We start from the raw sequence: 22,550 nt of genomic DNA, 5'->3' as shown, positions 1-22,550 counted from the left end.
CACACCACCGCCGCGTGCTTTACTGCGCCGCGTGGCCCCTGCACCTACTCCCGGCACCCGACCGGGAAACAGCGAAATACCCCTGCGCTCCAGGATATTCGCCGACCTGACCCCGTTGCGCTCCTCCCCGGACTACCGCCGCCTGTGGTGCGGCAACACGATCTCCTGGATGGGCCAGCAGATGACCGCGCTCGCGGTCTCCCTCCAGGTCTACGCGATCACCGGGTCCACCTTCTCGGTCGGCCTGGTGGGGCTGTGTTCGCTGATCCCCCTGGTCGCCTTCGGCCTCTACGGCGGCGCCATCGCCGACACCGTCGACCGCCGCAAACTCGGTCTCGTGAGCGCCACCGGCGCCACCGTGATGTCCGTGGTGCTGGCCACCGCGGCACTGGCCGGCTTCCACCGGGTCTGGCTGCTCTACACCGTGGTCGCCCTCCAGGCCGTCTGCTTCGCGATGAACTCCCCGGCCCGCTCCTCGATGATCCCCCGGCTGCTGCCGACCGAGCAGCTGCCCGCCGCCAACGCCCTCAACTCGCTGACCAGCAACCTCGGCATGATGGGCGGTCCGATGCTGGGCGGCGTGATCGTCGGCCTGTGGGGCTATCAGGCGGCGTATCTGATCGACGTGGTGGCCTTCAGCGGCTCGTTGTACGCGATGTGGCGGCTGCCATCGATGCGGCCGGAGCAGGGCGACGGCCCGCGTCGCCGCGCCTCCGTCCTGGACGGCCTCCGCTTCCTCGCCACCCGCCCCAACATCCGTATGACGTTCTTCACCGACATGGCGGCGATGGTGCTGGCCCAGCCGCGCGCGCTGTTCCCCGCGGTCGCGGTGCTGTGGTTCGCCGGGGACGCCAAGACCGTCGGCCTGCTGGTCGCCGCGCCCGCGGTCGGCGCCGTACTGGGCGGGCTGTTCTCCGGCTGGCTCGGCGGGATCCGCCGCCACGGCCTGGCCATCCTGCTGGCCGTCGCCTCCTGGGGCGCCGCCATCGCCTGCTTCGGCCTCTCCCGGCACCTGTGGCTCGGCCTGTTCTTCCTGGCCGTGGCCGGCTGCGCGGACACCATCTCCATGGTGTTCCGCAGCACCATGCTCCAGGCGGCGACGCCGGACGCGATGCGCGGCCGCCTCCAGGGCGTCTTCATCGTGGTGGTCGCGGGCGGCCCGCGACTGGGCGACTTCCTCGCGGGATCGGCCGCCGACCTGACGTCCCCGGCCACCGCGGTGATCGGTGGCGGCCTCGCCTGCGTCCTGGTGGTCGCCGCGCTGGGCCTCGGCCGCCGCGCCTTCGCCCGCTACGACGCCCGCGATCCGCAGCCCTGACGGACGACGGGGTGCGGGGCGCCGCGGCAGGTGCCACAGCCGCCGGTCGCGCCGCGGGCGCTACTCCGTCCTTGGGTCGGGAGCGAGCAGACCGGCGAGTGCCCCGCGGATCACCCGCTCGAAGGACCGTGCATCCTCCGTCAGGTCGGCCGCGGTCCGGCCGGCCAGCGCCTGCGCCAGCAGCGGGTGTGCGCCCCGCCGGGCCGTGGTCATGAGGTAGGCGGCCTGGGCCGCCTGGCGGCCGGTGGGTGCCCAAGGTCCCCGCAGTTCGGCACGGGAGACCATCGCGACCAGGGCGTTCATCGCGGCGACGGCCTCCAGCGCGGCCCGGCCCGGCAACTGCGCCGGGGCCAGGGCGCCGAGGGCGAATTCGAGAAGGTCCAGCCCGCGCGGCCCCACCCGCAGGGCTTCCGGCGGTACCTCCAGCAGCCAGGGGTGCCGCAGCTGGACCTCCCGGGTACGCGTGGCCAGGTCCACCAGGTCCGTCACCGGGTCCCCCGTCAGGGCCACGGCGAGGTCGATCTCACCCGTCACGGCGTCCGTCATGAGGTCCACCAGATCGTCCCGGCCGCCGATATAGCGGTAGAGGGAGGCGGGGCCGGTGCTCAGTTCCCCGGCCACCTGCCGCACGGAGACGGCCGCCAGCCCGCCCGCATCGGCCAGGCGGATCGCGGTCCGGGTGAGCTGCTCACGGCTCCGCTCGGGTGCGGGTCCCCGCGCTCCCCGTTCGGGACGCTCCCACACCGTCACCGGTTCCTCGGTCACCGCATCTCACCCTGCCCCTCCACACCGTCCTGCGCCCATGGTAGATATTGCGAACACCGATCGCAGTATTCGAGTGTCGAGGAGGGGACATGACCCCATGGACTCCGGCTCGTCGGGCCCGCAACGGCACGGTCGAGCTGGCCCACGACCAGTTGGCCGCCCACCGGGACGGGGAGCCGCTGCTGTTGGTGACCGGCCTGGGCGTCTCCCGGCTCTGGTGGCCGGACGGCCTGGCCGAGGCGCTGGCCGCGCAGGGCTTCGCGGTGGCCCGCTACGACCAGCGCGATGCGGGGGAGTCGACACGTCTGCCGCCCACCGCCACCGGCAACCCCGCCACCGGCAACCCCGTCACCGCGCTCTTCCGCAGACGCGGCGCGGCCTATACCGCCGAGGACATGACCGACGACGCCGTCGCCGTGCTGGACGCCCTCGGCTGGGACTCGGCCCACCTGTTGGGTCAGTCGCTCGGCGGCGCGATCGCCCAGCGCATCGCGCTGCGCCACCCCGAGCGGGTGCGCACACTGACGTCGGTGTCGGCCGTTCCCGGCGACGCCGCGGGGCTGGGTACCGTGCGCCACCTGCGGATGCGGACGCTCGCCCGGCTCGCCCGGATGAGGTTCCCCGACACACCCGAGGGCGACATCCGGGCCGGGATGGCCGTCGCCCGCCTCATGCACTCGCCGGCCCACCCCTTCGACGAGCGCGCGACCGAGGAGAGGATCACCGCCATGGCCGACGCGGGGGTCCGGGACGCGCGCAGCCAGAGCCGCCAGATCGGTGCCCAGTGGCACGGTCCGCCCATCGGCCGGATCGCGGTGCCGACCCTGGTGCTGCACGGCATGGACGACCCCCTCGTCAAACCCGCCGCCGGACGTGCGGTGGCCTCCCGCATCCCGGGAGCGCGGTTCGTCGGGCTGCCCGGCGTCGGCCACGGCCTCCCCGAGCCCGTCTGGGCGGACGTCGCCGTCCAGGTGCGTCGGCTCGCCGACGGGCAGGGGGGCGGGTGCCCCGCCCGTTACAGCAGCACCGGCTCCAACTCCGGCTCCTCGAAGCCCGCGTCGTCGAACGGGTAGAGCGGCCGCCGCTGACGGTCAAGCACGGCGTCATGAAGGCGGCCGACGACTTCACGGGCCAGGCCGGCGCCGCTGCATACCGCTCGGGCGGTCCCGCCGGCCCGGTTGTCAGTGGTCCGGCGGAGAATCGCTGCATGACCTATGACATCGAGCACCTGCTCGCCGACGACGCCCGGGTCGAGGAACAGGCACGGGCGAACATGACGGCGCTACTGTCCGAGCTGACCGAGCGCGGTTGCGAGGAGCCCTCCGCCTACCTCGACTCCGCGTACACGGACCGCCCGGAGCCGGGATTCATCCTGTTCCCCTTCACCTGCCCGCAGGGGTACGACGGCGAACTGGTGATGCCGGGTGTCCCGCTCACCCTGGTGAAGGAGGCGGACGCGGACGGCCGGTGGGCGCCGGTGCACAACGACGTCCCGCAAGCATGGGACGACCTCGTCGCCCAGCTCGTCGCCTTCGACGCGGCCCGGCGCACGATTTCCTCCAACGTGGAGCGGCTGGAGGCCGCACTCATCGAGCGGGGCCTGCCGATCGGGCCCGACGACGTCTACAGCGATGCGGACGCGAGCGGTGACTCCTGGGTGACGTACAAGATCGCGGTGGCGGGTCGGGAGATACGGGTCTCCGTGCCGGACGAGGAGGTCGGTCCGGGGCTCGCCCAGGAGATGTACGTGGAGGGCTGGCCGCACGCCTGGGAAGAGGCGCTGGAGGCGGTATTGGCAGCCGTGGGGCGGACGGTGCCGGCCGACGGCGGCTGAGCCGGGCGCGGTGCGCCCGCGTGTCGGTGACCTCGGTCCGTGGCCGGTGGCTCGGGGCCCGTGGCCGGTGGCTCGGGATCCGTGGCCGGTTTCCCGCGACGAGGCGCGACAGCGGGCCCGGAGCCCGGTGTCGCCCGTTACAGCAGCACCGGCTCCAACTCCGGCTCCTCGAAGCCCTCGTCGTCGAAGGGGTAGAGCGGCCGCCGGACGTGGTGGTGGCCCAGGCGCAGCAGGTCCTGGTCCACGCCGCCGGGCGTGAGGGCCAGCAACCAGTCGGCGGCCATGGCGTGCAGCTCGGGTTCCAGATAGCCGATCTTGACGACGACCAGGTCGTGGGCGAGGGGATCCAGCGCACCGAAGTCGGCACGGGTGTGGAAGGGCCTGCGGCGCTCGGTCAGGACCACCGTGACGCCGCCGCGGGTGACGGCCGCGCTGCGGCCGCCCCCGTCGTAGGCCGGATTGCCGCGCGGCGCACCGGAGTCGGTGTCCGCCACGCCCTCCAGGGCGGTGACCGTGCCGGTCAGTTCGTACGGCTTCGCGTGCGGGCCGCTGCCCGCGCTGAACCGGCCGCCCACCCGGAGGGTCACCTCGGCGCCCACACCGGCGTCGCAGCAGACGGCGACGGCCGCCGGGTCGGTGATGCCCGGATGCAGCGCGGTGGTCCGGCCACTCGCCAGCTCCTCGTTGGCCAGCAGCCGGCCGAGCATGTACGCCAGATCGCCGGCGCCGCCCGCGGTGGGGTTGTCACCCGAGTCGCTGATCAGGAAGGGACGGGCAGGGGAAGCGACGGCGCGGGCGAGGCACTCGTCGGCGTCACCGGTCGGGCCGACGAAGACGAAGTCGCGGCGTGCGTCCCAGTACGCGCGGGCCAGCGACCGGGCCTGGTCGGCGGCGAGTCGGGGATCGTCCGCTGTGACCACCACCGCGGCCCGGCAGCGCTCCTCGTCGGCCCAGGCGTATCCCACCCAGATCGCCGCGTCGACGACGCCGTCGAGCGCCTCGACCGAAGCCAGCCGGCCGTAGAGCGACTTGGCCGGTTCGAGACGGGTGCTGGTCTTCTCGCCCGGGAGCAGGACGGGGATCTGCACCCACGCGCGGTGCGGGCGGCCCGTCCCGGAGACCAGCCGCTCCACGAGCTTGCGGGCGGCCCGCTCCCGGGTCTCCCAGGCGTCCTCGTGCGGCGCCATACGGTGCGCGGTGAGCAGATCGAGGCGCTCGGCGAAGCGGCGCGAGACGTTGCCGTGCAGATCCATGGCGGCCGAGATGAGGGTGCCGGGACCGGTGGCGGACCGTACGGCGTCGGTGAGATCCGCCTCCGCGTCGTCCAGGCCGATCACGCTCATGGCGCCGTGGATGTCGTAGACCAGACCGTCCAGTGGCCCCGACTCCCGGATGCGCTCGGTGAGTTCGCCCTTGATGCGGTCGTAGGTGGTGCGCTCCACGGGGCCGCCGGGCACCGCGACGGCGTGCACCAGCGGTACCCATTCGACGAGCTCCGCCAGATCACCGTCCGGCCGGGTCCAGGCGTAGCGGGTCAGCAGCGCGTCGCCCCGGGTGACGCGGAAGTCGTCGTACGTCGAGCGGTGCGGGCAGAACTGGCTGGACTCGATGGCCATGCCGCCGATGCCGATGCGGAGGCGGGGCCGGGGGCTGGTCGGTGCGCGCATGGGGTTCGCTTTCCGTGAGGCGGCGGGCCGGGCTTCGGGAAGGGCGGCCGTCAGCCGTGCCCGGCGGCCGAGGCGTGCGGTCCGTCGGCGGCCGACGGCGTCGGGCGCCGCGCGGGCACGGTGGCCGTCCGGCGCAGCACGGCATGGCCCGCGCCCAGCAGGCCCGCATTCGGGCCGCAGACCGCGGCGCCGATGGTGAGTTCGCTGGTGGCCATCGGCAGACAGCGCTCGTAGAGCATGCCGCGTACGGCGGCGACCAGCGGCTGGGCGCCGGCCAGCGCACCGCCGAGGACCACCGCCTCGGGGTTGAAGAAGTTGACGACGACGGCGAGCACCGCGCCGATGTCCCGACCGGCCTGCCGCACGAGGGTGGTGGCGTGCGGTTCGCCGTTCTCGACCAGACGCAGGATGTCGGCCGTCGAGTCGGCGGCGAGGCCCTCGCCGCGCAGCGCCGCGGCGATCGCGGCGCCGGATGCCACCGTCTCCAGGCAGCCGATGTTGCCGCAGGAACAGGGGAGCCGGGCGGCCTCGTCCACGCGGACATGACTGATGTCGCCGGCCGAGCCGTGGGCCCCGCGGTGCAGCCTGCCGTCGCTGATGACCCCGGACCCGATGCCCCGACCCGCCTTGACCAGGACGAGGTGACGTCGTCCCCGATGGCCGGCGCGGTGTTCGCCCAGCGCCATCATGTTGGCGTCGTTGTCGAGCAGCACCGGCAGGCCGAGGCGGTCCGCCAGCCGGTCGCGCAGCGGGAAGAGGTGCCAGCCGGGCATCCGGGCCGGTGCGATGATCCGGGAGCCGTCCGCGTCGACCGGCCCGGGGAAGCCGATCCCGGCCCCGCGGACCGTCCGGCCGGCGGCGCGCTGCCGTTCGGCCAGCGCGGCCAGCCGCGCGGCGAGCGTGTCCAGGGCGGCTTCGGGCCCGGCGGCCGGATCGACGGCGTGGTCGTCGACGTCGAAGGCGTCGCCGCTCAGCCCCACGGCGCCGGTGCGGATGTGGCGGCTTCCCAGGTCCGCGGCGAGCGCGACGGCCCCCTGGCCGGCGATCCGCAGCAGCCGGGGGCGCCGCCCGCCGCGGGAGACGCCCGCACCGGATTCGGCCAACAGACCCGCCTCGACGAGTTCCTGGACGCGGGCGGAGACGGTGGAGGCGGCGAGGCCCAGCTCCCGTACGAGATCGGCGCGGGAGGCGGCGGAGCCGTTCGCGACGAGTTCGAGGACATGCGCGGCGGAGCCGGGCTGCTCGTCGGGGACGGTCATGGGGGGCGCCTTTCGGGTGACGGGACGGGCCGCGCGGACGGGTGGACTTCCTTCGGCGACCGAAGAAAGTGCCGGTGGCAACTGGCCGTCAGTAGAACGCAGTTGGTGCCGTTTCGCCAAGGTCTTGACTTCTTTTCCCGGCCGTCCGTACTTTGCTCGCACTCTTCGACCGGTCGATCCCCGGAGGCGGCATGGGGCTGCGCAGTACACGAATACGCGGGCCCCTGGGGCGCGTTGCGGCCGTGCTCCTGCTCGGCGTCCTCACACTCGTCGGCTGCGGTCCCGCTGGCAACGTTGTCACCACGGTGGGGGCCACCGGCGGCACGCCCGTCAGGGGCGGCACCGCCACCATGGCCCTGCCACCCGCCGCCGTCCCCGACTGGATCTTCCCCATCGGCGCTCCCGGCTATCTGGCCTCGTACAACAGCGCCGTCCAGAACCTCCTCTTCCTGCCGCTGTTCACGCCCGAGCAGAAGGGCGACGCCCTGACCATGGACTCGCCCCGCGGCCTCGCGGAAGCGCCCCGCTACAGCGACCGGAACACCACGGTCAGCGTGACGCTGAAGAAGGGCTACGAGTGGTCCGACGGAAAGCCCGTCACCACGCGCGACGTGAAGTTCTGGTTCGATCTGATCAAGTACAACAAGCGGGAATGGGCCGGATACTCACCGAAGCTGATGCCGGACGACGTCAGACGATTCGACATCGTCGATGAACGCACATTCCGGCTCCGCCTGGACCGCGCCTACAACCCGAAGTGGTTCACGGCCAACGAGCTCCAGGACTTCGTCGCCCTTCCCGCCCACGCCTGGAACCCCGGCGACGAGGGACCCCGGCGGGCCTTCGCCCGGCTGATGCGGCACGCCAAGCGGTTCTCCCACTTCGCCACCGACCCCCTGTGGAAGACGGTCGACGGACCCTGGCGGATCGAGAAGTGGACGACGTCGGGGCTGGTCTCGCTGATCCCCAACAAGCAGTACCGCGGCCCCGACAGGCCCCACTTGGACCGCGTCGTCCTCAAGCCCTTCACCACCGCCGACTCCGAGTTCAACGTGCTGCGCGCCGGCGGCGTCGACTACGGCTACCTCCCGCCCTCCGTCATGGCGCAGTCGGCGAAGTTCAAGGAGATGGGCTACCGCATCGATCCGTGGGAGGGCTGGGCGATCACGTACATCGTCCTCAACTACCACCACCCCACCGCGGGACCGCTGCTGCGCCACGGCTATCTGCGCCGGGCGATGCAGCACCTCATCGACCAGAAGGCGATCTCCCGGGTGATCTGGCACGGCAGCGCCGCACCCACCCTGGGCCCGGTCCCTGCGGGTCTCCTCGACGGCGACCCCTATCCGTACGACCCGGGACGCGCGCGGGCGCTGCTGGCCGGGCACGGCTGGGCCGACCGGGACGGCACGCTGCGCTGCGTGCGGCCGGGCAGTGGGCCCCGGGAGTGCGGCGCGGGCGTCAAGGACGGCCGGGAACTGCGGCTGTCGCTGCTCTCCCAGTCCGGCTCGACCGAGACCTCCAACACCATGCAGGCCATCAAGTCCGACTTCGGCAGGGCGGGCATCACCCTCGACGTCCGGCAGCAGCCGCTGAACACCGTCCTGGGGACCACCGTGCCCTGCAAGAGGGCCGAGCCCGCCTGTGCGCAGTGGCAGCTCGGCTTCTTCGGCACCCAGGGCAGCTGGTACTTCCCGCCGGACCCCAGCGGAGAGAAGATCTTCACCACCGACGCGCCCTCCAACATGGGCAGTTGGTCCGACCCGGACACCGACCGGCTCATCAGGGCCACCGAGTACTCCGCCGCCCCGGCCGCGATGCGCGACTACGGCCGCGAGGTGGCCCGGCGGCTTCCCGTCCTGTGGACCCCCAACCCCGCCTACCAGGTCTCCGCGATCCGCAACGACCTGCGCGGCGTCGACCAGAACCCGACGCTCTCCCTCGCCCCGCAGAACTGGTACTACGTCAGGAACGGGGGCACCGGCAAGTGATCCACTTCCTGGTCAAGCGCCTCGCACAGGCCGTCGTCGTCCTGCTGCTGGTCTCTGTCATCGTCTTCGTCCTGCTGCATCTGCTCCCCGGCGGCCCGGCCCGCGCCATCCTCGGCGTCCAGGCCACCCCGCAGGCCGTCACGCACTTCGACCACCAGCAGGGGTTCGACCGCTCGCTGCCCGAGCAGTACGTGCGATATCTCGGCCGGCTGCTCTCCGGAGACCTCGGCGAGTCCTACAAGCTCAACCAGAGCGTCGCCTCGCTGCTGGCCGAACGGCTGCCCAGGACCGCCCTGCTGGCCGGACTGGCCATCGCCCTGGCCGCACTCCTCGCCGTACCGCTCGGCATCCTCCAGGCCGTACGCCGCGGCGGGGTCGCCGACCACGTCCTGACCGGCGCGGCCTTCCTCGCCTACGCCACCCCGGTGTTCTTCCTCGGCCTGGTCCTCGTCCTCGTCTTCAGCCAGCAGCTCCAACTGCTGCCCGCCGAGGCGCCGCAGGCCGACACGGTCGGCGGCATCCTCACGGACCCCCCGGCCCTGGTGCTTCCCGTCGCGACCACCGCGCTCGGCATCGTCGCGGCCTTCAGCCGCTATATGCGCTCCGCCGTCCTCGACAACCTCGGCGAGGAGTACGTCCGCACCGCCCGCGCCAAGGGCCAGTCCGACGCCCGGATCATGGTCCGGCACGTGCTGCGCAACGCCCTGATACCGCTGGCCACCCTCCTCGGCCTCTACCTGCCCACCCTCTTCAGCGGCACCCTCGTCGTCGAGTCGGTCTTCAACTACCCCGGGATGGGGCTGCTGTTCTGGAACGCCGCCCAGAGCTCGGACTTCCCCGTCCTACTGGGCGTGACCCTCGTGGTCGGCGTCGCGACCGTTCTCGGCTCCCTGCTCACCGACATCGCCTATGCCGTCCTCGACCCGCGCATCAGGAGCGTGACATGACCGCGATCGATGCCCCGGCTCCCGAGGCCGACCTCGCCACCCCGGGCCTGGCCCACCGCACCCTCACCGTCTTCGCCCGCAACAAGCTCGCCCTCATCGGCGCCCTGGTGCTGCTCGCCCTGCTCGCCTTCTGCTTCCTCGGGCCGCTGATCCACCCCACCGACCAGATCCACACCGACCTCTCCCAGGCCAACCACGCCCCCGGCGCAGGCCACCCGCTGGGCACCACCGATCTCGGCTACGACCTGCTCGGCCGGCTGATGTACGGCGGCCGCACCTCCCTCGAGGTCGGACTGGCGGCAGGTCTGCTGGCCACCCTCTTCGGCACCGTCTACGGCGCGGTCGCGGGCTACTGCGGCGGCTGGGTGGACGCCGCGATGATGCGCGTGACGGATGCGGCGCTCGCGATTCCGGCGCTCTTCCTGCTCGTCGTGGTCGCCACGATCGTCACGCCCAGCACACCCGTCCTCATCCTGATCATCGCCTCCGTCGCCTGGCTCTCCCCGGCCCGGCTCATCCGCGGCGAGGCGCTGGCGCTGCGCGGCCGGGACTACGTGCACGCGATGCGGCTGATGGGCGGCGGGGGCACCCGTGCGGTCCTCCGGCACATCGTGCCCAACGCCATCGGCACGGTCGTCGTCAACGCCACCTTCCAGATCGCCGACGCCATCCTCTACGTCGCCTATCTGTCCTTCCTCGGCCTGTCCGTCCCGCCACCCGCCGCCGACTGGGGCTCGATGCTCTCCGCCGGCATCACCTACACCCAGGTCGGGTACTGGTGGCTGATCTTCCCGCCGGGCCTCGCGATCGTGCTGGTCGTCGCCGCGTTCCACTTCATCGGCGACGGGCTGCGGGACGCCTTCGACGTACGGCTCCAGAAGAACTGACGACGGGACCGACTCCATGACCCCCTCGCTCCTGCGGATCGAAGACCTGCGCGTCGAGATCGCCGGCCGCGGCCGCACCGTCCACGCCCTCGACGGCATCGACCTCGGCCTGGCACCCGGCGAGTCCCTCGGCATCGTCGGCGAATCCGGCTGCGGCAAGACGATGACGGCACTCTCGGTCCTGGGTCTGCTGCCGCCCGGGGGCCGGATCACGGGCGGCCGGATCCTCTTCGACGGCCCGCGCGGCGCGGCCGGTCCGCCCATCGACCTGGCCACCGCCCCGGAGGCCGTCCTGCGCACGGTCCGCGGCAACACCGTCGGCATGGTCTTCCAGGACCCGCTGACCTCCCTCAACCCGACCCTCACCGTCGGCGCCCAGGTGGCCGAACCCCTGCTGCTGCACCGTGAGGTGAGCAGGGCCGAGGCTTGGAGCAGGGCCGAGGAGATGCTGGGGCTGGTCGGTATGCCCCGCCCGGCCGAGCGGATGACGCACTACCCGCATCAGCTCAGCGGCGGTATGCGCCAGCGCGTCGCGATCGCCATGGCGCTGATCTGCCGGCCCCGGCTGCTGATCGCCGACGAGCCGACCACCGCGCTCGACGTCACCACCCAGCACCAGATCCTGGAGCTCATCGACGGGCTGCGTGCCCGCCTGGGCATGGCGCTGATCCTCGTCACCCACGACCTCGGGGTGATCGCCCGCCGGGTCGACCGGGTCGCGGTGATGTACGGCGGCCGGATCGCCGAACGCGCCCCCGTGCGGCCGCTGTTCGCCGCACCACGGCACCGCTACACCCGGGCTCTGCTCGCCGCGCTCCCCGAACTCCCCAGGCTCCCGCCGGGTGGTGCACCCGGCGTCGGTTCCGCCCGGCCGCTGGCCATCCTCCCTGGGTTGCCGCCGTCCCTGGTCACCCGCCCCGTCGGCTGCCGCTTCGCGCCCCGCTGCGGCTTCGCCACCGACCGCTGCCGCACCGAGGAGCCGCCGCTGACCGGCGACGGCCCGGCGGACGGCGACGGCCCGGCGGACGACCACGGCAGGGCAGACGGCGACGGCAGGTCGGACGACCACGGCGCCGCGGGCGGCGACGGCACGGCCCACGCCTACGCCTGCTTCCATCCCGCCGAACGCCCCGCCCACCGGACGGCCCCCGGCCCGGACCCGGCCGCCCGAGCCCGCCCGCCCGCACCCGCCGCACCCCCGGCCGGTCCCGGGGAACCCCTGCTGCGCCTCTCCGCCGTCGCCAAGTCCTACCCGCTGCACGGCGGCCCCTTCGCCCGCCGCCGGCGTGCCGCGCAGGTCAGCGCGGTGGCCGGGGTCTCGCTCACCGTCCGGCGCGGCGAGACCTTCGGCCTCGTGGGGGAGTCCGGCTCCGGCAAGTCCACCCTCGGCAGGCTCGCCGTCGGCCTGGAGGCGCCCACTGACGGCACCATCCGCTTCGCCGGCCGCGACCTCGCCGCCCTGACCACCCGTGAGCTGCGCGCACACCGCCGCGACGTCCAGTTGATGTTCCAGGACTCCTACGCCGCCATGGACCCGCGGATGCGGGTCGACGCCGTGCTCCGCGAACCGCTGGTCGTCCAGGGCATCGGCGACCGGGCGGAGCAGCGGCGGCGGGTCGCCGGGCTGCTGGACGACGTCGGACTGCCACGCGGCGCGGTGGACCGCTATCCGCACGAGTTCTCCGGCGGCCAGCGGCAGCGCCTCGGCCTGGCCCGCGCCCTCGCCCTCGCGCCGTCGCTCGTCGTCGCCGACGAACCGGTCTCGGCCCTCGACGTGTCCGTACAGGCGCAGATCCTCAACCTCATGCGTGAGCTGCAACGGGAGAAGGGGCTCTCCTATCTCTTCATCTCGCACGATCTGGCGGTGGTCCGGCACGTCGCGGACACCGTCGGGGTGATGTACCTCGGCAAGCTGGTCGAATCGGGCCCCGCCGAGCAGGTCCTGGGCCGACCGCTGCACCCCTACACCCGGGGACTGCTGGACACCGTCAACGTTCCGGACCCGGACTCCGCCCCGGGCGGCGCGCCGCCGGCGGGCGAGGCCCCGTCGGCCGCCGCGCCGCCCTCCGGCTGCCGTTTCCGTACCCGCTGCCCGGTCGCCACCGGGCTGTGCGCCACCACGGAGCCGCCGGTCGCCGAGCCGTCCACGCCCGGACACCGGGTGGCCTGCCACTTCCCGCCGGCCGACGAGGCGGTCAGTAGCGGGTGATCGCCGTCGGCCCGTGCGCCGTACCGATGGCGATGTGCGGTGCGTCCGAGGGCCGCACCCACGCCAGGATCCGCGCCATCGCCCCGGCCGGGACGGACACACAACCGGCCGTCGCCCCCTTCCCGTTGACGTGCAGGAAGATCCCGGCGCCGCGGCGGTGGACCGGGCGGCGATAGTTGAACGCGATGAGCAGGGCCCGGCCGTACTGCACCGGGTAGTCCGCCAGCCGCTCCGACTCGGTGGCCGCGCAGTCCCGCGGCAGCGGGTCCACCCAGCGGTTGTAGGAGGCCGAGGCGTTGTCCTCGCACCACCAGGAGTCCGGTCCGACCCGCCGGTAGGGGGCCGTGGTGCCGGCCGGCGCAGGATCGCTCCCGAAGCCGAACGGCAGGTCGTACAGGCCGGTCGGCGTGGTCGAGGTGCCCTGCACCCGGGTGCTGCCCTCGGTCAGGCCGCCGGACCCGAAGCGGGCGGGTGCCGAACCGCTCTCCCGCCACCGGCCGTTGAGCCGCTGCCACCACGTCACGGTCCCGGTGGTGGTGTCCGGGGCGGGCGCCCGGGCGGTGATCAGCTGGTCACCGCCCCCGGTGTCGGCCATCCGGTAGGGAAGGGGGACGCGGTCGGAGTGGGCGATGCCGGCGTGGGCCGGGCCGGCGTGGGCCGGGCCGGCGTGGGCCGGGGCGGCGAGGGTGAGCGGCAGCGCCGCGCAGACCGCCGTCAGCAGCGCGACACAGGTCCGGGTGCGGGCACGGGTACCGGTAGTCATGGGCATGGCGGCAATGTAGGACGCACTACGGGGACCGGGCGCCGCCCAATCAGGTCACATCGGCCACTGCCGACGGCCTGCCGCCCGCCGCCGCCCCTCATCCGGCGGTAATCCATGGTGCGCCGGGCCCGTGGACGGGCCAAACTCGGGTACGGGGGTCAATGTGCCACTAGACGTCTCATTCTGGAGGCCCCCAGTGCAGCGGCAACCGCCAGTGCGCAGCGACCGCACGCTCGACCGCGAGCCCGGGCCCGCGCCGCCACCGGACCCCGGCGGCCCCCCGCCCAGCCCCCTTCCGGAGCCGCTCCCGGGCCCGCCGACGCCGCCCCCGCCGCCCGATCCCGTACCGCCGGACCCGGGTCCGGTGCCGCGTCCCCCCGGACCCGACCCGGTGCCCGAACCGTCCCCCGCCCCCTCACCGCTCACCCAAGGAAGGTGCTGATCATGGCCATCGCCACGGTCAACCCGGCCACCGGCGAAACCCTGAAGACCTTCGACGCGCTCAACCCGGGCGAGATCGAGGACCGCCTGGTCCGCGCGGAGCGGGCCTACCAGGGGCACCGGACCACGTCCTTCGCCTACCGCCGCGAACTGCTCCTCAAGGCCGCCGAGCTGCTCGACGCCGACCAGGACGGCATCGCCCGCACCATGACCACCGAAATGGGCAAACCGCTCGCCCAGGCGCGCGCGGAGGCCGCGAAGTGCGCCAAGACCATGCGCTGGTACGCCCACCACGCCGAGGAGCTCCTCGCCGACGAGCATCCGCGTCCCGCCGACGTCGAGGACTCCGGGGCGGCCCGCGCCGTGGTCCGCTACCGTCCGATCGGCACCGTACTCGCGGTGATGCCGTGGAACTTCCCGCTCTGGCAGGTCGTACGGTTCGCGGCACCCGCCCTGATGGCGGGCAACACCGGCCTCCTCAAACACGCGTCGAACGTCCCGCAGACCGCCCTCTATCTGGAGGAGCTCTTCCGCCGGGCGGGCTTCCCCGAGGGCTGCTTCCAGACCCTGCTGATCGGGGCCCGCGCCGTCGAGGACGTGCTGCGCGACCCGCGGGTCGCCGCCGCGACACTCACCGGCAGCGAGCCCGCCGGCCGCTCGGTCGCCGCCATCGCCGGCGACGAGATCAAGAAGACCGTCCTGGAGCTGGGCGGCAGCGACCCGTACATCGTCATGCCGTCCGCCGACCTGGAGAAGGCCGTCGCCACCGCCGTCACCGCCCGCGTCCAGAACAACGGGCAGTCCTGCATCGCGGCCAAGCGGTTCATCGTCCACACCGACGTCCACGACGCCTTCGCCGCCCGCTTCACCGAACGGATGGCCGCGCTGACCGTCGGCGACCCGATGGACGAGAACACCGACGTCGGCCCGCTGGCCAGCGAGCAGGGCCGCTCCGACCTGGAGGAACTGGTCGACGACGCGGTCCACCAGGGCGCCACCGCACTGTGCGGCGGCCGCCGGCCGCCCGAGCACTCCGCGGGCTGGTTCTACGAGCCGACGGTGCTCACCGGCATCGCCCCGGAGATGCGCATCCACCACGAGGAGGCGTTCGGCCCGGTCGCCACGCTCTACCGCGTGGCGGACCTGGACGAGGCGGTGCGGGTCGCCAACGACACGCCGTTCGGGCTCAGTTCCAACGCCTGGACCCGCGACCCGGACGAACAGGCCCGCCTGGCCCGGGACATCGTGGCCGGTTGCGTCTACTTCAACGGCATGACCGCCTCGCACCCGGGCCTCCCCTTCGGCGGCGCCAAGCGCTCCGGATACGGCCGGGAGCTGTCCGGGCACGGCATCCGGGAGTTCTGCAATCCGACGACGCTGTGGTACGGACCGGAGGATTAGCCACGAGGCGTTCCGGAGCGCGGCGAAGAGCGCGAAGAGCGCGAAGAGCGCGAAGAGTGCGAAGGGGGGATCCACCGGGCCCGTGCACGCCCCTTGGTGCCGGGCCTGTTGGATCCCCCCTTCGTGAACGCGCCCTTCGCCACCTGGCCGTCGCCGTAAGTTCCAGGGCCGTAAGGGAGTCCACCCCGCAGTTCACCCCGCTCCCGTTCCCGCTCCCGTCCCCGTCCCCGCCTCCGGCAGCTCGAACTCGCACCACAACGCCTTCCCCGAGCCGCGCGGCTCCGCGCCCCAGCGGTCCGCGAGCGCCTCCACCAGCATCAGCCCGCGGCCGGACGTGGCGGTCTCGCCGGGGCTGCGGCGACGGGGCCAGGAGCTGGAGCGGTCCTCCACCTCCAGCCGGATCCGCCGCGGGTCACCCTCGACCAGCTCGACGCAGATCAGCGCGCCGCTCTCGGTGTGCGTCAGCGCATTGGCGATGAGCTCCGAGGCGGCGACCTCGACGTGGTGCGTGACCTCGCCCGCCCGCCACTGGTCCAGCCGGCGCCGCAGTGCCGAGCGGACCTCCGCGGCGCCCGAAGGGTCGGCCTGATGGACGTGCAGCCGCAGCCGCGGAGTGGTGTCCGCGCCCGGGACCGCCAGCCGGCGCAGCAGCAGAAGGGCCATGTCGTCGTCCGAGCCCGGTTCGGCCCACAGCTGCGCCGACAGCTGGTCGGCCAGCGCCTCCAGATCGCCCGGCCCGGAGCGGAACGCCGCCGACAGCGCCTCCAGTCCGGCCGAGATGTCCCGGCCCGGCTGCTCCACCAGCCCGTCGGTGCACAGCAGCAGCGTGGAGCCCGGCTCCAGGAACAGCTGGGTCTCCGGGAAGTGGTCGTGCCCGAAGGCGGTGGCCACCCCCAGCGGCAGCCCGCCGCGGACGTCCGGCCAGTCCAGGTGCCGGTTCCCGTCGCCGATCAACGGGCCCAGATGACCGGCCCTGGCCACGTGCAGCGCACCGGACTCCAGATCGGCCTGGACATACGTACAGGTCGCGAAGCGCTCGGTCTCCAGCTCGGCCAGGAATCGGGAGGCCCGCACCAGGACCGTCTCGGGGGAGTGCCCCTCGGTGGCATAGGCGCGCAGCGCGATGCGCAACTGGCCCATCACGGCGGCCGCATGGGTGTCGTGGCCCTGCACGTCACCCACCACCAGCCCGGTCCGCCCCTGCGGCAGCGGGATCACGTCGTACCAGTCGCCGCCGACATCCCGCCCGACGCTCGCCGGGTGATAGCGGACGGTGACGTCGCCGCCGGGGATGGCCGGCACCCGGCGCGGCAGCATCGTCTCCTGCAGCCCGGTGGCGAACTCCCGCTCCTGGTCGAAGAGCGTCGCCCGTTGGAGCGACTGGGCGACGACACCGGCCAGCGCCAGCGCAAGGTTCTTGGCCTCCGTCGACTGCACCGCGGGCTCCGCGTTGAACAGCCCCAGCGCCCCGATGACGGTGTCCTGCGCGATCAGCGGCAGGAAGGACGCGCTGCCCGTCGGCAGGAGGTCGCTGTACGGGCGCAGCCGGGGGTAGCGCGCGACCAGTTCGCCCCGGGTGCTCAGAAAACTGGGCCGGCGTGAGACGGCCGCGTCCGACAGCGGCAGGGTGTCGTCCAGGCGGGAGTTCATCATCCCCTCGGGAACCTCGCCCTCCAGCCCGGCGGTGGCGATCACCTCGAACCGGGCGTCGGCCGCCAGCCCCAGCACCAGCCCGTCCGCGCCGAACCGCCGGGCACCGCCGAGACCGCTGAGCACCCGCGTCACGTCCTCGACCGACAGCGCCCGGGACAGGGCGGCGGTGACCTGCTGCACCATCACGGTCTGCCGGTGCCGCTCCTGCTGGAGCGAGCGCAGCAGCGAGGAGTCGGCCAGCTCACCGGACGCCTCCCGGACGATGCCGACGATCCGGTACGGCAGGCCGTCCTCGTCGTGCAGGATGCGGCCCTGCGAGTGCGTCCAGCGCGGCGTCCCGTCCCGGCACCGGACACGGAAGTACGCGCCGTAGGAGGAGGTGCCCTCCTGCAGCGCCTGGGAGACCGCCGCGTCCAGGCGTTCGCCCTCCTCCGGTGGCACCCGGGAGGCCAGCGACAGCGGCGCGCCGTCGTACTCGTCCGGGTGCAGGTCGAAGACCTCCAGCGCCCCTGCGTCCAGATCCATGAACCCGCGGTCCAGGTCCCAGTCGAAGGTGCCCATCCGGTTGAGCGCCAGCCTCCGGCGCAGACTGATCGGCTCGTGGTGCGAGACGCCGGGGGCGGGTTCCCGCACGCGTCGCGGTTCCCGGTCGGCGCGGGGGTCGTAGCCGTCGGGGGCCGGTCCGCTCTGCCTGGTCATGGTGCGCTGCGCCTCCGCGGCCGAGGTCCACCGGAACGCTGCCGTGCGCTCACCTTAGGTGGCGGTCGTGCGCGCCGCACTTCCGGCCGGGTGCGGGGCGGCGGGCGTTACGGAAAACGGGTGACGGGCGACGGGTGACGGAGGCGGGTGGCGGGTGGCGGGGCCGGGTGGCGGGGCGCGCCGACCGTACGCGGCCGAACGATCCGGCTTCAGAAGGTGAAGGCATCCCGCCGCCCCTCCGCCACAACCGGCGGTTCGTGCACGCCTCTTGACGCCGCACGTTCAACTCCCGAACCATGAGGGCGAGCCGTCGGCCGTGTCCACACCGGCCGTGAAGCGACAGCAGGGCCGTGCCCGTACCGGTCCGCGGGCAGACGCATGGCGTGCACGCCTGTGCTGCCCTCGACAGGAGGGCACCCCCCCCCACCATGAGCATCCGGAGTTTCCCCCGTGTCCTGGGCGGCGCGGCCGGAGCGGTTGTCGCCGCCCTGGCCCTGGTGTCCACGGCGGCCGGGGCGCCGGCCGGCATCGGCACCACGGCCGGGGAACCACAGGCCCAGGTCCACCTCACCACCACCTCCGATCCCGGCGGCCGTCAGGTCGTCAAGGGGCTGGAGCGGCAGGACCCGCTCACCTTCACCTCCGGCGACGGGCCTCCCGGCGCCGTCGGCATCACCGTGGACGACTCGAAGAGCTACCAGACCTTCGCGGGCGGTGGCGCCTCCTTCACCGACACCGCGGCCTGGCTGCTGAAGGGCAGCGGCGCGCTCAGCGACACCACCCGCGACGCGACGATGAAGAAGCTCTTCGACCCCGTCGACGGCATCGGCCTGAGCTTCCTGCGCAACCCCATGGGCGCCTCCGACCTGGCCCGCTTCGGCTACACCTACGACGACATGCCGCCCGGCGGGACCGACCCGGACCTCGGGCACTTCACCATCGATCACGACCTCGCCGATGTGCTGCCCCTCACCGCCGAGGCCCGCCGCCGCAACCCGGCCCTGAAGGTCATGGCCTCGCCGTGGAGCGCCCCCGCCTGGATGAAGGACAACGACAAGCTCGACCAGGGTTGGCTCCAGTCGAAGTACTACGGCACCTACGCGCAGTACTTCGTGAAGTACCTGCGCGCCTACCAGGACCACGGCGTGCCCGTCGACCTCGTCTCTGTACAGAACGAACCCACCTGCTGCTCCGGCTATCCGTCCATGCAGTGGAACGGCTCGGGTCTGGCCTACTTCACCAAGAACAACCTGCTGCCCGCACTGCGGAACGCCGGCCTGTCCACCGAAGTCCTCGCCCTGGACTGGAACTGGGACAAGTACGCCGACTTCGCCGCACCCACCGTCGACGACGCGGCGGTCCGCAGCCATCCCAACTTCGGCGGCATGGCCTGGCACGGCTACGGCGGCGACGTCGCCGAGCAGAGCCGGGTGCACGACCGGTACCCGGATCTCGTCGCGTACGACACCGAGCACTCCGGCGGCCAGTGGATCGCCGACCAGCAGAAGGAGGACATGCACAACCTCATCGACTACACCCGTGACTGGGGCAGCAGCTGGGTCAAATGGTCCCTGGCCGTCGACCAGAACGGCGGCCCGCACTACGGGGGTTGCGGCACCTGCACCGGGCTGGTCACCGTGCACAACGGCGACGGGGCGCACGGCACCGTCGACTACACCATCGAGTACTACACGATGGGCCATCTCACCAAGTTCGTCCGGCCCGGCGCCCGGCGCATCGCCTCGACGGCCTCGACGACCGTCCCCAACGTGGCGTGGCGCAACCCGGACGGCTCCACGGCGCTGATCGCCTACAACGACACCGGCGTCACCCAACGGATGGACATCGACCAGCACGGCCTGCACGCCGGTTACGACCTGCCGGCCGGCGCCTCGGTCACCTTCACCTGGTAGGAGAACCCCCCCATGAAACGCGTCACCGTCCTCGCCGCGCTCCTCGCGGCGTGTGCCGCCACGCTCTCCCTCCCCTCGGTCGACGCCGCGGCGGCCGACCCCGACCTCGGCCCCAACGTGCAGATCTTCGACCCCTCGACCCCCAAGGACCAGGTCCAGAGCGCCGTGGACGGCGTCTTCAAGGAACAGGAGAAGAACCAGTTCGGAGCCGCACGGCACGCCCTCCTCTTCAAGCCGGGCTCCTACGACGTCGACGCCGACATCGGCTTCTACACCCAGATCGCCGGCCTCGGCCGCTCACCGGACGACACCACCATCAACGGCGCCGTGCACGCGGAGGCCGACTGGTTCGACGGCAACGCGACCCAGAACTTCTGGCGCTCCGCGGAGAACCTTGCCGTCGACCCGACCGGCGGCGCCGACCGCTGGGCGGTGTCCCAGGCCGCGCCGTACCGCCGGATGCATCTCAAGGGTGATCTGCAACTCGACGACGGCGGCTGGTCCAGCGGTGGACTGCTGGCCGACACCAAGGTCGACGGCCAGGTGCGCTCCGGCTCGCAGCAGCAGTGGCTGTCGCGCAACACCGAATGGGGCAGCTGGAGCGGCGCCAACTGGAACATGGTCTTCGTCGGAGCCCGGAACGCCCCGGCGGGCGACTTCCCGAACCCGCCCTACACCCGCGTCGACACCACACCCGTCTCCCGCGAGAAGCCGTTCCTGTACGTGGACGACGACGGGGCGTACAAGGTGTTCGTACCGGCCCTGCGCAAGAACTCCCAGGGCACCAGCTGGTCGACCGGCGACCCGCAGGGCAGCTCCGTCCCGCTGGGCGACTTCTTCGTCGTCAAGCCCGGCGCAACCGCCGAACAGATCAACACGGCGCTGGCCGCCGGCAAGCACCTGCTGATCACACCCGGCGTCTACCACCTCGACCGGACGCTGCGGATCACCCGGCCGGACACCGTCGTCCTCGGCCTGGGCCTGGCCACCCTCGTCCCCGACGACGGTGTCACGGCCGTCTCCGTGGCCGACGTCGACGGTGTGCAGCTGGCCGGACTGCTGATCGACGCGGGCCGGGTCGAGTCCCCGTCCCTCATGGAGATAGGCCCGCAGAACTCGTCCGCGAGCCATGCCGCCGACCCGACCTCGCTGCACGACGTCTTCTTCCGCGTCGGCGGCGCCGGCCCCGGCAAGGCCGCCGAGAGCCTGGTCGTCAACAGCTCGCACGTCATCGGCGACCACCTGTGGATCTGGCGCGCCGACCACGGCGTCGGCGTCGGCTGGAACACCAACACCGCCGCCAACGGCCTGACGGTCAACGGCGACGACGTGACGCTCTACGGCCTGTTCGTCGAGCACTACCAGCAGCACCAGACGGTCTGGAACGGCGAGCGCGGCCGGACGTACTTCTACCAGAACGAGATGCCCTACGACCCGCCGGACCAGGGCTCCTGGATGAACGGCGCCACCCAGGGATACGCCGCCTACAAGGTCGGTGACCAGGTCAAGAACCACGAGGCGTGGGGCCTCGGCAGCTACTGCTTCTTCAGCGCCGACCACGACGTCGCCGCCGAGTACGCCTTCGCGGTCCCCGACACCCCCGGGGTGCGCCTCCACGACATGGTGACCGTCTCGCTCGGCGGTACCGGGACCATCCACCACGTCGTGAACGGGACGGGCGGCCCCTCGGACGCGCACAGCAATGTGGCGAACCTGGTCAACTACCCGCAATAGCCGGGCTCCTGACCGGTGCACGACGTGACGACACCCCGCCCCTGCCGCAGCAGGGGCGGGGCCCCTTTCATGACAGAGCAGTGATATCCGGAAAACTGACGCCATCGGCACCCTGCGGCGCTACGCTCCCCGCAACCAAGAGGGTGGGGGCGGGATGGACCTGATAGAGGTTGAGAAGGCGATCGAGGCAGGCAACGGCTATGCCGCGGTGACGGTGAAAACGCTGAGGAACGCGTTCGGCGCCCAACGAGCCAAGAGCAACGTCGTGCAGCAGATCTCGGCCGGACTGAGGGCTGCTGGGCTGGGCCACGTGCCGTTCCAGATCCCGAAACGCCAGGATCGCGTCGTTCTCGTCTACCGGATGGACGGCTCGTCGGCTTCGGCGCTGGTGGCTCTGGTGGAAGCGGCGCACGGTGATGGAGAGCAGGCCAACGGGGCGGCATGGATGCTGTCGAACATGCTGCCCGGCTACAACAAGGAGAAGTAGTTCCTCGGAGGCGGCCCCGTCCCTGCTGTGGCGGGTGCGGGGCGCTTCGGCTACGCGCCCCGCTCGGCCCCGCTCGGCCACACGACGTCGACAGGCAACCCAGCCTTGCGGGCCTGTTCGACGGTGTCGGCCGTGCCACCCTTTCCTGCGGACGGCACGCCGTCCCACACCGCTACGAGCCGGTCGGCCCGTTTCAGCAACTCGCGGTTGGCTGCCTCGTAAGCATCCCGATCCGCGGTGTCGTACGGCATGGTCACCACATCCGCAACGGCAGCCAGGCGATCGAACGCAGGGGCATGGTCGGGCTTGACCTTCGCCTGCCGGTAGTCCCTTGAGGGCAGGAGGACGACCAGATGCCCGCCGGCCGCGATGACCGCCTCGGCAAACAGGGTGTCGGAGCCGCGTGCCAGGCAGGTGACCCCGATCAGCTCGTTGTTGCGGTGCTCGCGCAGCAGGTGTCGCAGTGCCTGCTGCACCAGGCGCACGGTGCCGTCCGTGAGATCCATGTGTCCGGTAACGGCGAGGGTGGGCCTTCTCCCCGTGTCTCCCTACGTTGCCAGCAGGCCGCGGATGTGGTCCCGT

17 protein-coding genes are annotated in these 22,550 nt (G+C 72.6%); 11 read left to right on the top strand and 6 right to left on the bottom strand.

Annotated features, from left to right (window positions below):
* Positions 1–31: 31 nt before the first annotated feature.
* A complete protein-coding gene (locus ACGFML_RS14810; RefSeq protein ID WP_393543594.1) occupies positions 32–1,318 on the top strand; it encodes an MFS transporter in 1,287 nt (428 codons plus the stop codon).
* 60 nt (positions 1,319–1,378) lie between these two features.
* On the opposite strand, the gene ACGFML_RS14805 is transcribed toward ACGFML_RS14810, so the two are convergent.
* Complete coding sequence (locus tag ACGFML_RS14805) at positions 1,379–2,083, bottom strand: TetR/AcrR family transcriptional regulator (RefSeq protein ID WP_393543592.1); 705 nt, start codon at positions 2,081–2,083, stop codon at positions 1,379–1,381.
* A gap of 89 nt (positions 2,084–2,172) precedes the next feature.
* Between ACGFML_RS14805 and ACGFML_RS14800 the strand changes: the two genes are divergently transcribed.
* Positions 2,173–3,156: an alpha/beta fold hydrolase gene (locus ACGFML_RS14800; RefSeq protein ID WP_393543590.1), complete on the top strand. Its 984-nt coding sequence runs from the start codon at positions 2,173–2,175 to the stop codon at positions 3,154–3,156.
* Positions 3,087–3,917 (top strand): hypothetical protein, encoded by an 831-nt coding sequence (locus ACGFML_RS14795; RefSeq protein ID WP_393543786.1) that lies wholly within the window; start codon positions 3,087–3,089, stop codon positions 3,915–3,917. Before ACGFML_RS14800 ends, ACGFML_RS14795 begins: the two co-directional genes overlap by 70 nt.
* Positions 3,918–4,054: 137 nt before the next feature.
* On the opposite strand, the gene ACGFML_RS14790 is transcribed toward ACGFML_RS14795, so the two are convergent.
* Together ACGFML_RS14790 and ACGFML_RS14785 are read right to left on the bottom strand one after the other, a co-directional pair.
* Positions 4,055–5,584 carry a M81 family metallopeptidase gene (locus ACGFML_RS14790; RefSeq protein WP_393543588.1) on the bottom strand — a complete coding sequence of 510 codons (1,530 nt, stop codon included), beginning with the start codon at positions 5,582–5,584 and terminating at the stop codon, positions 4,055–4,057.
* Between the two features lie 50 nt (positions 5,585–5,634).
* Entirely contained in the window at positions 5,635–6,843 is a 1,209-nt protein-coding gene (locus ACGFML_RS14785) for an ROK family protein (protein WP_393543587.1), read from the bottom strand.
* 191 nt (positions 6,844–7,034) lie between these two features.
* On the opposite strand from ACGFML_RS14785, the gene ACGFML_RS14780 reads away from it, so the two are divergent.
* The 4 genes from ACGFML_RS14780 to ACGFML_RS14765 are packed head-to-tail and all read left to right on the top strand — an operon-like array spanning position 7,035 to position 12,877.
* Complete coding sequence (locus tag ACGFML_RS14780) at positions 7,035–8,834, top strand: peptide ABC transporter substrate-binding protein (RefSeq protein ID WP_393543585.1); 1,800 nt, start codon at positions 7,035–7,037, stop codon at positions 8,832–8,834.
* Positions 8,831–9,781 (top strand): ABC transporter permease, encoded by a 951-nt coding sequence (locus tag ACGFML_RS14775; protein ID WP_393543583.1) that lies wholly within the window; start codon positions 8,831–8,833, stop codon positions 9,779–9,781. The genes ACGFML_RS14780 and ACGFML_RS14775 overlap by 4 nt, the downstream gene beginning before the upstream one ends.
* Positions 9,778–10,668 carry an ABC transporter permease gene (locus tag ACGFML_RS14770; protein ID WP_393543581.1) on the top strand — a complete coding sequence of 297 codons (891 nt, stop codon included), beginning with the start codon at positions 9,778–9,780 and terminating at the stop codon, positions 10,666–10,668. Before ACGFML_RS14775 ends, ACGFML_RS14770 begins: the two co-directional genes overlap by 4 nt.
* Before the next feature lie 16 nt (positions 10,669–10,684).
* Positions 10,685–12,877, top strand: a complete 2,193-nt coding sequence (locus ACGFML_RS14765) for a dipeptide ABC transporter ATP-binding protein (RefSeq protein ID WP_393543579.1) — start codon at positions 10,685–10,687, stop codon at positions 12,875–12,877.
* Here ACGFML_RS14765 and ACGFML_RS14760 read toward each other — a convergent pair.
* Entirely contained in the window at positions 12,864–13,646 is a 783-nt protein-coding gene (locus ACGFML_RS14760) for a L,D-transpeptidase (protein ID WP_393543578.1), read from the bottom strand. The genes ACGFML_RS14765 and ACGFML_RS14760 overlap by 14 nt on opposite strands.
* A gap of 438 nt (positions 13,647–14,084) precedes the next feature.
* Here ACGFML_RS14760 and ACGFML_RS14755 point away from each other — a divergent pair, with 438 nt between their 5' ends.
* Positions 14,085–15,482: an NADP-dependent succinic semialdehyde dehydrogenase gene (locus tag ACGFML_RS14755; RefSeq protein ID WP_393543576.1), complete on the top strand. Its 1,398-nt coding sequence runs from the start codon at positions 14,085–14,087 to the stop codon at positions 15,480–15,482.
* Positions 15,483–15,674: 192 nt separating this feature from the next.
* On the opposite strand, the gene ACGFML_RS14750 is transcribed toward ACGFML_RS14755, so the two are convergent.
* Positions 15,675–17,834 (bottom strand): SpoIIE family protein phosphatase, encoded by a 2,160-nt coding sequence (locus ACGFML_RS14750; RefSeq protein ID WP_393543574.1) that lies wholly within the window; start codon positions 17,832–17,834, stop codon positions 15,675–15,677.
* Positions 17,835–18,262: 428 nt separating this feature from the next.
* Here ACGFML_RS14750 and ACGFML_RS14745 point away from each other — a divergent pair, with 428 nt between their 5' ends.
* The 3 genes from ACGFML_RS14745 to ACGFML_RS14735 all read left to right on the top strand — a co-directional run bounded on the left by ACGFML_RS14745 (position 18,263) and on the right by ACGFML_RS14735 (position 21,968).
* Complete coding sequence (locus ACGFML_RS14745) at positions 18,263–19,747, top strand: glycoside hydrolase family 30 beta sandwich domain-containing protein (protein ID WP_393543572.1); 1,485 nt, start codon at positions 18,263–18,265, stop codon at positions 19,745–19,747.
* 12 nt (positions 19,748–19,759) lie between these two features.
* On the top strand, positions 19,760–21,481 hold the full coding sequence (locus ACGFML_RS14740) for a coagulation factor 5/8 type domain-containing protein (protein ID WP_393543570.1): 1,722 nt from the start codon (positions 19,760–19,762) through the stop codon (positions 21,479–21,481).
* Positions 21,482–21,635: 154 nt separating this feature from the next.
* Positions 21,636–21,968, top strand: coding sequence for a hypothetical protein (locus ACGFML_RS14735; protein ID WP_393543568.1), 333 nt, complete (start codon positions 21,636–21,638; stop codon positions 21,966–21,968).
* Positions 21,969–22,018: 50 nt separating this feature from the next.
* Here ACGFML_RS14735 and ACGFML_RS14730 read toward each other — a convergent pair whose 3' ends face one another.
* On the bottom strand, positions 22,019–22,474 hold the full coding sequence (locus ACGFML_RS14730; RefSeq protein ID WP_393543566.1) for a hypothetical protein: 456 nt from the start codon (positions 22,472–22,474) through the stop codon (positions 22,019–22,021).
* Positions 22,475–22,550 lie beyond the last annotated feature (76 nt).

The organism is Streptomyces sp. NPDC048650 (assembly GCF_043199095.1).
GTDB lineage: Bacteria > Actinomycetota > Actinomycetes > Streptomycetales > Streptomycetaceae > Streptomyces.
The sequence above is the reverse complement of the archived record's forward strand: the minus strand, read 5'-3'. Positions and strand labels throughout refer to the sequence as shown.

Excerpts from the sequence above, each read along its gene's own strand:
- ACGFML_RS14800 (WP_393543590.1), top strand. The coding sequence starts at position 2,173 with ATGACCCCATGGACTCCGGCTCGTCGGGCCCGCAACGGCACGGTCGAG.
- ACGFML_RS14790 (WP_393543588.1), bottom strand. The coding sequence starts at position 5,584 with ATGCGCGCACCGACCAGCCCCCGGCCCCGCCTCCGCATCGGCATCGGC.
- ACGFML_RS14785 (WP_393543587.1), bottom strand. The coding sequence starts at position 6,843 with ATGACCGTCCCCGACGAGCAGCCCGGCTCCGCCGCGCATGTCCTCGAA.
- ACGFML_RS14780 (WP_393543585.1), top strand. The coding sequence starts at position 7,035 with ATGGGGCTGCGCAGTACACGAATACGCGGGCCCCTGGGGCGCGTTGCG.
- ACGFML_RS14770 (WP_393543581.1), top strand. The coding sequence starts at position 9,778 with ATGACCGCGATCGATGCCCCGGCTCCCGAGGCCGACCTCGCCACCCCG.
- ACGFML_RS14765 (WP_393543579.1), top strand. The coding sequence starts at position 10,685 with ATGACCCCCTCGCTCCTGCGGATCGAAGACCTGCGCGTCGAGATCGCC.
- ACGFML_RS14760 (WP_393543578.1), bottom strand. The coding sequence starts at position 13,646 with ATGCCCATGACTACCGGTACCCGTGCCCGCACCCGGACCTGTGTCGCG.
- ACGFML_RS14755 (WP_393543576.1), top strand. The coding sequence starts at position 14,085 with ATGGCCATCGCCACGGTCAACCCGGCCACCGGCGAAACCCTGAAGACC.
- ACGFML_RS14750 (WP_393543574.1), bottom strand. The coding sequence starts at position 17,834 with ATGACCAGGCAGAGCGGACCGGCCCCCGACGGCTACGACCCCCGCGCC.
- ACGFML_RS14745 (WP_393543572.1), top strand. The coding sequence starts at position 18,263 with ATGAGCATCCGGAGTTTCCCCCGTGTCCTGGGCGGCGCGGCCGGAGCG.
- ACGFML_RS14740 (WP_393543570.1), top strand. The coding sequence starts at position 19,760 with ATGAAACGCGTCACCGTCCTCGCCGCGCTCCTCGCGGCGTGTGCCGCC.
- ACGFML_RS14735 (WP_393543568.1), top strand. The coding sequence starts at position 21,636 with ATGGACCTGATAGAGGTTGAGAAGGCGATCGAGGCAGGCAACGGCTAT.
- ACGFML_RS14730 (WP_393543566.1), bottom strand. The coding sequence starts at position 22,474 with ATGGATCTCACGGACGGCACCGTGCGCCTGGTGCAGCAGGCACTGCGA.